This is a genomic window from Ruminococcus sp. D54t1_190329_F1 (genome assembly GCF_015551645.1).
GTDB lineage: Bacteria > Bacillota > Clostridia > Lachnospirales > Lachnospiraceae > Blautia_A > Blautia_A faecis.
In genome coordinates this window covers 50,070-63,312 of sequence record NZ_JADNDC010000013.1, presented here as the reverse complement: position 1 = coordinate 63,312, position 13,243 = coordinate 50,070, and the positions used below count along the sequence as shown (strand labels likewise).

Annotated in this window: 11 protein-coding genes; 1 reads left to right on the top strand and 10 read right to left on the bottom strand. The window is 44.0% G+C overall.

The annotated features are described in order from the left end of the window. Positions 1 to 55: 55 nt before the first annotated feature. From I2D69_RS07840 to I2D69_RS07810, 7 genes are all read right to left on the bottom strand, one after another. Complete coding sequence (locus I2D69_RS07840; protein WP_118578400.1) at positions 56 to 790, bottom strand: ATP-dependent Clp protease proteolytic subunit; 735 nt, start codon at positions 788 to 790, stop codon at positions 56 to 58. A 53-nt stretch (positions 791 to 843) separates the two neighbouring features. Beyond that, positions 844 to 1,572, bottom strand: coding sequence for a YebC/PmpR family DNA-binding transcriptional regulator (locus I2D69_RS07835; protein ID WP_118578401.1), 729 nt, complete (start codon positions 1,570 to 1,572; stop codon positions 844 to 846). After that, positions 1,542 to 2,897 (bottom strand): hemolysin family protein, encoded by a 1,356-nt coding sequence (locus I2D69_RS07830; RefSeq protein ID WP_173715577.1) that lies wholly within the window; start codon positions 2,895 to 2,897, stop codon positions 1,542 to 1,544. Before I2D69_RS07830 ends, I2D69_RS07835 begins: the two co-directional genes overlap by 31 nt. Positions 2,898 to 3,056: 159 nt before the next feature. Beyond that, entirely contained in the window at positions 3,057 to 3,407 is a 351-nt protein-coding gene (locus tag I2D69_RS07825) for a type II toxin-antitoxin system PemK/MazF family toxin (protein ID WP_021926628.1), read from the bottom strand. Between the two features lie 137 nt (positions 3,408 to 3,544). Further along, the gene (gene alr, locus I2D69_RS07820; protein ID WP_173770880.1) at positions 3,545 to 4,711 is read right to left on the bottom strand and encodes an alanine racemase; all 1,167 of its coding nucleotides are present in this window, start codon (positions 4,709 to 4,711) and stop codon (positions 3,545 to 3,547) included. Positions 4,712 to 4,785: 74 nt separating this feature from the next. After that, positions 4,786 to 6,342: an NAD(P)H-hydrate dehydratase gene (locus I2D69_RS07815; RefSeq protein WP_173770879.1), complete on the bottom strand. Its 1,557-nt coding sequence runs from the start codon at positions 6,340 to 6,342 to the stop codon at positions 4,786 to 4,788. A 79-nt stretch (positions 6,343 to 6,421) separates the two neighbouring features. Then, the gene (locus I2D69_RS07810) at positions 6,422 to 7,075 is read right to left on the bottom strand and encodes a redox-sensing transcriptional repressor Rex (RefSeq protein WP_118578406.1); all 654 of its coding nucleotides are present in this window, start codon (positions 7,073 to 7,075) and stop codon (positions 6,422 to 6,424) included. 278 nt (positions 7,076 to 7,353) lie between these two features. Between I2D69_RS07810 and I2D69_RS07805 the strand changes: the two genes are divergently transcribed. After that, complete coding sequence (locus I2D69_RS07805) at positions 7,354 to 9,267, top strand: ABC-F family ATP-binding cassette domain-containing protein (protein WP_195379697.1); 1,914 nt, start codon at positions 7,354 to 7,356, stop codon at positions 9,265 to 9,267. Between the two features lie 152 nt (positions 9,268 to 9,419). Here I2D69_RS07805 and I2D69_RS07800 read toward each other — a convergent pair whose 3' ends face one another. The 3 genes from I2D69_RS07800 to I2D69_RS07790 form a co-directional block, all read right to left on the bottom strand. Then, positions 9,420 to 10,625: an NADP-dependent isocitrate dehydrogenase gene (locus tag I2D69_RS07800; protein WP_195379696.1), complete on the bottom strand. Its 1,206-nt coding sequence runs from the start codon at positions 10,623 to 10,625 to the stop codon at positions 9,420 to 9,422. Positions 10,626 to 10,679: 54 nt separating this feature from the next. Next, entirely contained in the window at positions 10,680 to 12,071 is a 1,392-nt protein-coding gene (locus I2D69_RS07795) for a 2-isopropylmalate synthase (RefSeq protein ID WP_195379695.1), read from the bottom strand. A 176-nt stretch (positions 12,072 to 12,247) separates the two neighbouring features. Beyond that, a complete protein-coding gene (locus I2D69_RS07790; protein ID WP_173718678.1) occupies positions 12,248 to 13,084 on the bottom strand; it encodes a S8 family peptidase in 837 nt (278 codons plus the stop codon). Between the last annotated feature and the right edge of the window lie 159 nt (positions 13,085 to 13,243).

Sequence of the window (13,243 nt, the reverse complement as noted above, 5' to 3'; positions counted from 1 at the left end):
GTAAAATAAAATTCTCCTGTTTTTCTTATATTTTTTCCAAAAAATGTATAATTTTTCATTTTTCAGGGGATTTGCTTTTCTCTTTCCCAATTAAATCATATAATTTCCCAAGAGCTTCTTTCATTCCTCCAACTTCATCGATTAGACCTTCTTTCACTGCCTCCGGACCTTCTAACATAGTTCCCACATCTTTTACCAGCTGCGTAGTGTCCAGCATTAGTTCTTCCAGTCTTTCCTGGGACATGTGAGTGTGACTGGAAATGAAGGTGGTGATCCGGTCCTGGATTTTCTCCATGTTGCGGTAGGACTGGGCGACGCCAATAAACATGCCATTTGTGCGAACAGGGTGGATCACCATGGTGGCACTGGGAACTACAAAAGAATAATCTGCAGATACAGCCATGGGAACACCAATGGAGTGACCGCCTCCAAGTACCAGGGACACTGTGGGCACGCTTAAAGAGGCGATCATCTCTGCAATGGCAAGACCAGCTTCCACGTCACCGCCCACAGTATTAAGCAAAACCAGAAGCCCGTCCACAGACTTGTCATCCTCGATCATGGCAAGCTTTGGCAAAACATGCTCATATTTGGTAGTTTTGCTGTGAGACGGCGCCGATTCGTGCCCCTCTACCTCACCGATGATCGTCAGAAGTTCCACTTTGTATTTATTGGAATTCTCATTTAAAATAACCTGTCCCATATCACGGATCTGCTTATTTTGCTGTTCTTCTTTTTCTACAGATTCTTTTTTTTCACTTTCTGCTTCATTATCCTCTCTTTGCTGCATAAAAAATACCTCCACACAATCGTATGGAGGTAGTATCTGCAAATCTGATTAAATTATTCGTCCCAGTTATGCCATACATCTGTTACATCGTCGTCATCATCCAGAAGATCAAGGATTCTCTGGATATCCTTAAGGGATTTCTCATCTGTCAGTTCAACAGTTGTCTGCGGGATCATGGCAACCTGTGCCTCAAGAAGCGGAACACCTGCGGCCTCAAGAGCCTCGCGTACTGCACCTAAATCATCCGGAGCAGTGAGAACTTCATAGCTGTCCTCTTCTTCGTTGAAATCCTCAGCACCTGCATCAAGAGCGGTCATCATCAGTTCGTCAGCGTCCATCTCGCACTCTTCCTTGTCGATGATGATCTGACCCTTCTGATCGAACATATAGGATACACAGCCCTGGGTTCCAATGCTTCCGTTACCCTTTGTAAAAGCGTTTCTTACGTTGCTGGCTGTACGGTTCTTGTTATCAGTCAGAGTCTCAACGATGATGGCAACACCATTCGGACCATATCCTTCGTATACAGCTTTCTCATAACTGTCTGCGGAATCAGCACCGGCTGCTTTCTTAATACCACGCTCAATGGTATCGTTTGGCATGTTGTTTGCCTTTGCCTTTGCAATAACGTCACGAAGCTTACCATTGTTGTTCGGATCCGGACCACCTGCTTTAACAGCCATTACGATCTCACGACCGATGATGGTAAAGATTTTTCCTTTTTTAGCATCGTTTTTTTCTTTCTTGTGCTTTATGTTTGCGAATTTTGAATGTCCTGACATTTCTTATCCTCTCCTTTTGGTTCTTTTTTTATCTTTTCGGCCCGCACCTTTCCGATGGTTTTGTTGCCAAGGGAAAGAATTCTGAAACGGTAGCCGTTTACAACAATTTCTTTATCCAGATCATCTTCTGTGGGAATATGTCCAAGAAGATTCGTCAGATAACCATTTAAGGTCTCAAATTCCACTTTACCGAAATCAATTCCAAGCTCTTCCGCTACATCTTCCAGATACGCCAGTGCGTCAATGATCACACTGTTATCCTTCTGCGTCCGGAACGTACTGTCGTCTTCATCGTATTCATCCAGAATATCTCCTACGATTTCCTCCAGAATATCTTCCATTGAGACAATTCCTGAAGTCTGTCCATACTCGTCCACTACCACTGCCATATGAATTTTCTTCATCTGCATGGATTTGAAAAGATCACTGATTCCCCTTGTCTCCGGAATAAAAGAAGCTTCTCTGATCAATCCCGGCAGATCCTTAAGGGGTTTGAACTTCGCCCAGGAATTCCTGGTGAGAAATTTCAAAGCATCTTTATAATGAATAATTCCTACTATATTATCTATCGTCTCTCTAAATACAGGATAACGGGAATTTCCTTCCTCAAGCATGGTATCCACAATGGTCTGAAGATTGTCCTCCTCATCAAATGCGATCACATTCTTGCGATGCGTCATAATGTCCTTGGCTTCAGTGTCCGTAAACTCCATGATATTCTGGATCATCTCTGCTTCGTTTTCCTCAATGACACCCTGCTCATGGGCTTCATCTACAATGGAAATGATCTCTTCCTCCGTCACCGGATCCTCTGACTGATTAAAAGCAACACCAAATGGCCTTGCTGCCAGCTTGGCAATAAAGGTTACGCACATAGTAAAAGGATACAGGATCCTGGTAAAAAATCCCACAATCTTCATATACCGATATGCATATTTCTCCGGGTGATAGGTTCCGATTCTCCTGAATGTAAGAATACCAAGAGACGCAAGCAGAATGATCACCAGTGCAAGCACCAGGATCAATGCAGCCAAATGCTTTATGTAGGGATGAAAGGTCTCGGTAGCCCATGGAACGATAAATGCTCCGAAACAGACTCCGGAAGCCATAACAATCAGCGGAATCGCATTGACAAATGAAACAGGATTGTTGATCAGGGAAAGAAGAAAGACTGCTTTCTTATCTCCTTCCTGCGCCCGTTTCTCCACTTCGTTTTCGCTCAGATTGTGCACTGCAGCTGAAAATCCATAAAAAATACCATTCAGCCACAAAAGCAATAATAAAATGACAAAGCCCGCCAGGGGCATACTACTGCCAGATTCCATATATTAAACCTTTGTTCCTCCTAGACAGCGTTACTGCTTATTACCTTCGCAGTAACGAAAACATACTGCTGCTTCCTTATTCCACAGCAGCACGAATGTGCAATTGCGGCAGTCAATGCCGCTGAGACTTTACAACTATATCACTAAAGTTTCTTTTCGTCAAGAGAATGTAAGCTCCAGGCTGATTTCAAGAGCATGGTTCACCTTGTCAAGCATAGGACCGTCCAGGTGACATACTTTATCTTTTAATCTTCTCTTGTCAATGGTGCGAAGCTGTTCTAACAAAATTACAGAATCTTTTTCAATTCCATAGGCCGATGCATCAATCTCAATATGGGTGGGCAGCTTCGCCTTGTTCATTTTGGATGTAATCGCTGCGCAGATCACGGTAGGACTATGTCTGTTGCCTACATCATTCTGAATAATAAGTACCGGTCGGATACCTCCCTGCTCGCTTCCCACCACGGGCCGAAGATCCGCATAAAAAATATCCCCTCTTTTAATTACCACACAATTCACACTCCGTTTTACTTTTACTTTTCTGAAAATAAGTATTTCCAACTTTTTTCATGTGTATACATGTGTGGTATTTTTCCCGCAATTCGTTACGGGTTCTTGCAAAGCAGATAAGGGAAATCTAAATATCCTCAGTCAAAATATGTCAGCTCGCCGCACTCTTTCCCATCTCTGATATAGATCCTTGGCACACGCTTGCTGATATCACATAGAAATTCATAGGAAAAACGGCCTGACAGATCTCCCAGTGTATCTGCACTGATAACCTCATCTCCATCTTTTCCAAGCAGTGTCACTTCATCCCCTGTCTTTACATCCGGGATTTCTGTCACGTCTACCATAAACTGGTCCATACAGACTCTGCCACAGATCGGCGCTTTTTTTCCATGGATCAAAACCCAGCCTTTATTAGAAAGCATTCTTGGGTATCCATCTGCGTATCCAACAGGAATCGTCGCTATCTTTGTAATATGATCTGTCGTGTAGGTTCCACCGTAGCTTACCTGAACCCCCGGCTCCACATCCTTCACGTAGGAAACATGACTCTTCAGTGACATTACAGGTTTCAGCATTACAATGTCTTTTTCCACTTCCTCAGAGGGATAAATTCCATAAATGGTAATTCCTGCACGGACAATGTTCAGGTTGGCTTCCGGTACACGGATTATTCCGGCACTATTGGAACAATGATGCAGTGGAATATGGATTCCATTTTTTTCCAGAAGATCCGCAAAATCAAGATATCGTTTCAGCTGAACCATTGCCGGGGTGCGGTCGTATTCATCTGCTCTTGCAAAGTGAGTGAATAAACCTTCAATTTCCACATTGGGAAGAGCTGCAATTCTGCGGATTTCCTCCAGACTCTCTTCGCTGTCCTTAAATCCGATCCTGGTCATGCCGGTATCCGCAGCCAGATGGATCAGACCTTTTTTGCCTGCTTCTTCAGCAGCTTTGTTAAATTTCCTGGCTGTCTCATAATCACAGACGGCCATGCGCACATCATTTTCGGCAAGTTCCTTATAATATTCTTCAAATACCAGTCCCAGGATCAGAATCGGTCTTGTGATCCCGGCTCTTCGAAGCTGTAATGCCTCCTGGGCTGTAGCTGCAGCAAATCCCCATATATAATCAAATTCCTCAAGCATTCTCGCAATAGGTACTGCACCGTGACCATATGCATCCGCTTTGATTACTGCGATGATCTTTGTTCCCTCTTTTATGTTCTTCTTCATCTGTTCAAAATTATATCTGATTGCATCAAGAGAAATCAATGCTTTGATTCTGCTGTATTTTTCCATAACATTTTCCTCGATTTTCTAAATTTATCAGAGCATGCTCCAAAAGGCGTTCTGCAAAATGTACGTCACAATTCTCATCCTTTACTCTGAACTTCTGCCAGTTTCAAAACTTCCGGCAGGGCTTCGATCATATCCTTCGCCGTCATGCCGTGAGATCCTTTTTTCTCTCTGGCAATATCGCCGCAAAGACCATGAATATACACTGCCAGGGCAGCTTTATAGGAAAGCTCCTGTTCTTCCTCACAGCTTAAATACATGCAGAGAACAGCTGCGATAATACCGGAAAGTACATCTCCGCTTCCTGCTGTGGCCATTCCCGAATTACCAGAAAGATTCAGATACAGCTTTTCATTCTGGTCAGTCACTACTGTACATGCGTCTTTCAGTACCAGAACACCGCCACTTTTCTCTGCATATTGATAAGCACGGGCTACAGGGTCTTCCTTTAGTTCTGATACATCCAAGCCGCAAAGACGGCTCATCTCGCCCATGTGGGGTGTGAGAATGGTCTGTTCCCCTAGGAATTTCATCCACTGTGGATGCATTGCCAGAATATTCAGACCATCTGCATCCAGTATAACAGGCTTTCCTGCTTTTGCTCCGTTTTCCAGGAACCAAAGCATTCTTTCCTTTCCTGAGCCTTCTGTTCCAAGCCCTGGACCGATCACCAGCACATCACACCAGTTTAAATTTTTCCTATTGGCTTCCTCATCAAATTCGCTGGTCAGCATTGCCTCAGGCAAAAGGCTCTGTAAAGGAATCCGGTTCTCTTCCACAGTCTGGATCTTCACCATCCCGGCACCTCCATGAAGTGCTGCACTGGCACTCAGGCAGGCTGCTCCGCACATTCCCTTCGAACCCGCTACAAGAAGGACCTTGCCAAATGTTCCTTTATTTCCCCATGGTTTTCTTGCCGGAAGAGTTTTCACGTCAGATTTTTCCATATGCCAGGCAGCCTTGCTTGCAAGCTCACTGCCATCACGGTCCCGGTCATAAATTCCAATATCCGCCACCACAATTCTGCCAGCATAAGCTCTTCCCGGATACAGACAAAGTCCACGTTTTTTATATGCAAATGTTACGGTAAGATCTGCCTCAAAAGCAGTTCCAAGAACAGCTCCCGTATCTCCATGAATGCCAGACGGAATATCCACCGCTACTTTATACGCAGGAGCTTCATTCATATGGTCAATTATCTCTTTGTAATTCCCGGTAATCTCCCTGGAGAGTCCAACGCCGAAAATTCCGTCTACTATAACAGTATATTCATCCCATACAGGGTTATTCATTACCGGTACCTGGTAGCTCATGGCAATATCCCACTGATGTCGGGTTTCTTCTGTCATTTTATCCGGATTTCCTGCAAGATAAATCTCAGAACGAATTCCCGCCAGATGCAGAAGTCTTGCAATGGCAATGCCGTCACCTCCGTTATTGCCAGATCCGCAGACGGTCAGAATCCGTTCTTTTTTCAAATTAGCAGAACCGTTTTTCTTTTCCAGATATTTCCGGATCTCTTCTGCTGTGGCAAGTGCTGCCCTCTCCATGAGAACCAGGGAGGGAACATGCATATTATGAATAGTGCCATGGTCAAGCAGCTTCATCTGACTGCAGGTTACAACTTTTTTCATAAGGCCACTCCTAATGCAAAACTGCCGCCCGGTCTCCTGTAAATCCTTCAGCGAGACAAGCAGCAGTCCTCTTTGACTTTTATTCTTTGTTTTCTTTATGTTCGTTACGATACTGGCTTAAGTTGTAAGACAGTGCCATCAGACTCTCGGACAGATGAACGTTCTCTACGATCACATCCTCCGGGGCGTCAAGATCTGTATGGGCAAAATTCCAGATTGCCTTGATTCCATTGTCAATAAGAACCTTCGCCATCTCCTTGGCCTTATTCTTCGGCAGGGTCAGAATGGCAATCTCCACCTGATTCTCCCTGATAAATTCCGGGAGACTGCTAACCATCTGGATCTCAATCCCGCGAACGGAAATCCCCTCCAAAACCGGGTTTACGTCAAAAATCCCTACCAGACGGAAGCCACGTTTTTCGAAGTCTCCATAATTGGCAAGTGCCTGTCCCAGATTACCTGCACCCAGGATGATCATGGGATGAATGGTGTCCAGTCCCAGTATTTTACCAATTTCTGTATAAAGATATTCTACATTATATCCATATCCCTGCTGTCCAAAACCGCCGAAATTATTTAAGTCCTGTCGGATCTGTGAAGCAGTCACATGCATTTTTTTACTCAAGTCGTTGGAAGATATACGTTCCACCTTCTCTTCCATCAGCTCCCCCAGATAGCGATAATATCTTGGCAATCTCTTAATTACCGCCTTTGAGATCTCTTTTGCATCCAAAATGTTCCCCTCCTTGTTTCCGCTGCCTGTAATTTTCCGCTAAAAACGCATCGCGGAACATTACCTGTAATCGGCAGCCCGCGTAACACTATGTCAATTATACCGAAATGTTATTTTCTTGTCAATTAAAGTTGTGCAGAATTACAAATTTTTGCAATTTTTTTTGTGATTTGACAATTATTCTTTCAAAAAATAAATTTTTCAAGTATAATATACTATTGAACATTCTAATAATGCTGTTTCTGTGTATACAGAACCGCCTTTTTAAGGAGGAACTTATGATTTTATCATGTCAGAGCATCTGCAAATCTTTTGGGGAAAAGGTGATCCTGCAGGATGCTTCTTTTCACATAGAAGAACGGGAAAAGGCCGCTCTTATCGGCAATAACGGTGCTGGGAAAACAACTCTTCTTCGTATTATCATGGAGGAGATTTCCGCGGATTCCGGTCAGGTGGTCATTGCCAAGGATAAGAAGATCGGTTATCTGGCCCAGTACCAGGATATCCACGGTCATCACACCATTTACGAAGAACTGATGACCACCAAGCAATACATTTTGGATATGGAGGACAAAATCCGTTCTCTGGAACAGGAAATGAAATACGTAGCAGGCGACAAACTTGAGAGCCTGATGAACAGCTATACCCGCTTGACGCACCAGTTTGAGCTGGAAAACGGCTACGCTTATAAAAGTGAAATCGTAGGAGTTTTAAAAGGTCTTGGATTTGAAGAAGAAGACTACGGCAAACAGATTGAGAACCTTTCCGGAGGTCAAAAAACCCGAGTTGCACTTGGCAAGCTTCTGATTTCCAAACCGGATATTCTCCTTCTGGACGAGCCTACCAACCATCTGGATATGGAGAGCATCGCATGGCTTGAGACCTATCTTCTTAACTACCCGGGTGCTGTATTTATCGTTTCCCATGACCGTTATTTTCTGGACAAGGTAGTTACCAAGATTGTGGAGATCGAGGCTGCCCAGATGAGAATGTACGAAGGCAACTATTCCGCTTATGCCTTGAAAAAAGCGCAGCTGCGTGACGCCCAGTACAAGGCTTACCTGAACCAGCAAAGAGAGATCAAACATCAGGAGGCTGTTATCACCAAGCTCCGCTCCTTTAACCGTGAGAAATCCATTAAGCGTGCTGAGAGCCGTGTAAAAATGCTGGACAAGATCCAGCGCATTGAGAAACCAATTGAAATTGATAACCAGATGCGTATTTCCCTGGAACCACGTTTTATCAGTGGAAATGATGTACTTACTGTAGAAGGACTTTCCAAGGCTTTCCCGGGACAGACCTTATTTACCGATATTAATTTTGAGATCAAGCGCGGAGAGCGTGTGGCTCTGATTGGAAACAATGGCACTGGCAAGACTACAATTCTGAAAATTCTCAATGGAATCGTAGCAGCTGACGCCGGACGGTTTGCCCTTGGCTCCAAGGTTCAGATCGGTTATTATGACCAGGAGCATCATGTTCTGCATATGGAGAAAACTATTTTCCAGGAGATATCAGACACGTATCCGACTCTCACTGAGACTGAAATCCGCAATATGCTGGCTGCTTTTCTTTTCACAGGAGATGATGTGTTTAAGCCGATTTCCTCTCTCTCCGGTGGTGAACGCGGCCGTGTTTCCCTGGCGAAGCTGATGCTCTCAGAAGCCAACTTCCTGATACTGGATGAGCCTACCAACCATCTGGATATTGCATCCAAGGAGATTCTGGAGGAAGCACTGAACAGCTACACAGGAACTGTCCTCTACGTTTCCCATGACCGTTATTTTATTAACCAGACTGCTACCCGCATTATGGATCTGACCAACCAGGCCATTGTCAATTATATCGGTGATTATGATTACTATCTGGAAAAGAAGGATGAGATGACCCGGATTTATGCTCCTGTTCAGGAGACCGCAGCTCAGGAAGTTAAGGAAAACGTTTCTGAAACCAAACTCACCTGGCAGCAGCAGAAAGAGGAACAGGCTCTGAAGAGAAAACGGGAAAATGAGCTGAAGAAAGTGGAAGCACGGATTGAAGAGCTGGAAGCAAGGGATAAAGAAATTGATGAAACCATGGTTCTGCCAGATATCTGTACGAATGTGGCAGAATGCACGAAGCTCAGCCGGGAAAAAGCTGCTATAGCAGAAGAACTGGAAGGGCTTTATGAAAAATGGGAGGAGCTGGCATAAATTACCAGTAACCTGTTCTTTTGAGCCTTACATTTCATATTTATTTCAAAAACAGGAACGAATTTCGAATATAAATATCCGAAACCGTTCCTGTTTTTTATAACAATATTAACATTTTTACTTCAAATAGCTTTTAAAAGCTGTCTGTTTTATTACATGGTCTCAAGCTTCTCTCTGATTGCAAGAATAAACTCGCGGCTGTTAAGGACTTTTACATCCTTTAAGGAAGTAATCAGTGCCAGGTCTTTGGTCATCTGTCCGCCTTCGATGGTGGAAAGGGTTGCTTTCTCCAGCTTATCTGCGAACTCTATAAGCTCCTGATTCTGATCCAGCTCACCCCTTTTTCTCAGAGCACCGGTCCAGGCGAAGATTGTTGCTACAGAGTTGGTAGAGGTCTCCTCTCCTTTCAGATGACGATAGTAATGTCTCTGTACAGTTCCGTGAGCTGCCTCATACTCATAATATCCATCCGGAGAAACCAGTACAGAAGTCATCATTGCCAGAGAACCAAATGCAGAGGAAATCATATCACTCATAACATCTCCGTCATAGTTCTTACAGCCCCAGATAAATCCGCCTTCTGCTTTCATTACACGGGCTACTACATCATCGATCAGACTATAGAAGAACGTAATGCCTGCGGCCTCAAATTTTTCCTTAAACTCAGCTTCATAAATATTATGGAATATTTCTTTGAATTTGCCATCGTATGTTTTGGAAATGGTATCCTTGCCGCCAAACCACAGATCCTGTTTCGTATCTAAGGCATAATTAAAGCAGCATCTTGCAAAGCTGGTAATGGATTTGTCCAGGTTGTGAACACCCTGGATCACGCCTGGAGTATCAAAGTGATGGATCAGCTCCGTTCTCTCCTCGCCGTCTTCTCCTTTGAATACCAGCATAGCGTCTCCTGGTTTGTCAATGTACATCTCGGTATTCTTATATACATCGCCGTAAGCATGACGGGCAATGGTGATAGGTTTCTTCCAGTTCTTCACACACGGCTCGATTCCCTTTACCACAATGGGAGCACGAAAAACAGTTCCATCCAGGATTGCACGAATAGTTCCGTTAGGGCTTTTGTACATTTTCTTCAGATTGTACTCAGACATTCTGGCTTTATTCGGGGTAATGGTGGCACATTTAACAGCAACTCCGTATTTCTTGGTGGCTTCCGCTGCATCTATGGTTACCTGGTCATCAGTCTCATTTCTGTATTCCAGTCCAAGATCATAGTATTCTGTCTTCAGATCAATAAAAGGAAGAAGAAGCTCATCCTTGATCAACTGCCACAGAATTCTGGTCATCTCGTCCCCATCCATCTCAACAAGAGGGGTCTGCATTTGAATTTTACCCATTATTACCTCCTAGTATATGTTTTGTGGTAACTGTGAACTATGTCCGCAGCAACCCTATTTTAACTTAATTCCAAGTCTCTGGCAAGTCTCTGCTACAATTGCTTCCAGTTCTGCATCGCAAAGCACAGTAACACGGCCATCCTCATACTGCTGGTCAACCCAGGACTTGATCATCTTTACAAGCTCACTGTTCTTATCAACCTTCTGGTCACCCTTCAGTCGATAATGGCTGTCGATCCAGTGTGCGATTCCGGCAGCTCCGGAAGTATTGGAAACGGCAACCTCAACCGGGCGGTTCAGGAATTTTTCGGTATCAAATACGTTATAGATTTCCTCATTTTTTAGAAGTCCGTCGGCGTGGATACCAGCTCTTGTTACATTGAAGTTCTTTCCAACGAAAGGAGTTCTTTCCGGTATGTGGTAGCCAATCTCTTTCTCATAGTACTCAGCAAGCTCTGTGATAACAGTTGTATCCATACCTCCAAGGTTTCCGCGAAGCTGTGCATATTCAAATACCATTGCCTCAAGAGGTGTATTTCCGGTACGCTCTCCGATACCAAATAAAGAAGTATTAACACCACACGCACCATACAGCCATGCTGTTGTGGAGTTGCTGACTGCCTTATAGAAGTCATTATGTCCATGCCACTCGATCAGTTCAGAAGGAACGCCTGCATGAACCATAATACCATAAATAATACCAGGTACAGAACGAGGGATCACGGCACCAGGATAGTTAACACCATAGCCCATGGTATCACAGCAGCGAACCTTAACCGGAATGCCGTACTGCTGGCGAAGCTTCATCAGCTCAAGGCAGAATGGGATAACATAGCCATAAATATCAGCTCGTGTAATGTCTTCAAGATGGCAACGGACAGAAACACCGATTTCCAGACATTCTTTTACAATGCTTAAATAATGCTCCATCGCCTGTTTACGTGTCATTTTCATCTTATAAAAAATATGATAATCGGAACAGCTTACCAGGATACCGGTCTCTCTCATACCCATATCGCGGACAAGCTGGAAGTCCTTCTTATTTGCACGGATCCAGCTGGTAACCTCAGGGAACTCATAGCCTCTCTCCATACATTTCTCAACAGCATCACGGTCTTTCTTACTGTAAAGGAAAAATTCAGAAGCACGGATCCTTCCTTCCGGTCCGCCCAGCTTATGAAGGTAATCATAAATCCTTACGATCTGCTCAGTGCTGTATGGTGCTCTGGACTGCTGGCCATCACGGAATGTCGTGTCGGTGATCCAGATATCATCTGGCATATGATGTGGAACAACTCGGTCGTTGAATGCAATTTTCGGTACTTCAGAATATGGAAAAAGATTTCGGAATACATTGGGAGTTGCAACATCCACAAGCGGATACATATGCTCCTCTAACTGAAGCAGGTTTGTGTGGCGATTCATAGAAACACGTCTGTTTTCCATAGATATTTCCTCCTCATCTCTTGGAACTCTTGCTGTCCATTTTACTCACTTAAAGCGACTTCGTCAAGTGCTTTTATACTGTAAAGTGATAATTCTTTATCAAAGTTTGTGTATTCTTTTTCGTACATTTCTTCAAATCACTTAAGCAGAAATCCTTTTCACACAATTGGCTGCTTTTACATTTTCAGAAACTTTCTGCGGTTAAATTTCCCCCACCCTTGCAGGTTTTGAGGCAGTCCCATATCATCTGCACTATTCATCAGCATAGTTTTGATATCCGTATTGGTAAGTGCAGGATTTTTTTCCAAAGCACAAGCAATAGCACCTGTCACCAGAGGCGTAGACATAGAGGTGCCGCTTTTCACACCATAGGAATAAGGTTTTCCAGGCACGCAGGACATAATTTTATTTCCAGGTGCCACAATATCCGGCTTGCACACGCATTCCGCCGTTGGTCCTCTCCCTGAAATAGCACTGCGCCCTTCCAACAAATCGCTGGAGCCCACTGTGATCACTTTTTTGCTGCTTCCCGGAGCTGTAATACTGCCCGGCCTTGGTCCCTGGTTTCCGGCAGCTGTGACCACTACCACTCCTTCATCCCACAGCTGCTCCACACTTTCCAGAAGCCTGGCATGGTTTCTTTTTGAGTTACAGGTAGTTCCCACAGAAATATTTACCACCCGGATCCTGTACTGCTGCCTGTATTCCCGAATCCACCGAAGAGCCCGAAGCACGTCATCCTGACTTCCATTTCCATAACGGTCAAGCACTTTCAGAGCAATGATTCCGCAGCCAGGTGCTGCGCCTCTGTATTTTCCCATGGAAGCAGTGCCATCTCCTGCCACCAGCCCGGCTACATGGGTGCCATGTCCATTATCGTCATAAGGTCTCCTTTTAAAATCCAGGAAATCATAAAAAGTCCAGATCCTGCCAGTAAAATCTATATGCTCATAAATCCCGGTATCCAGAATACACACACCGATTCCTTTTCCGGTATAAAAAGATTTTTCCATTATTTTCCCCGATAAAAAGAAACTTATAATAAATTATGTTTCCATTTTCCAATCTGCTTTAAAATTATAGACAATTTTTGAAATTCTCAAAAATTTTTGTCGCTTTTTCTGAGCATATATAGTATAATGAAAATACGCATAAATTCGTATTTATAAAAG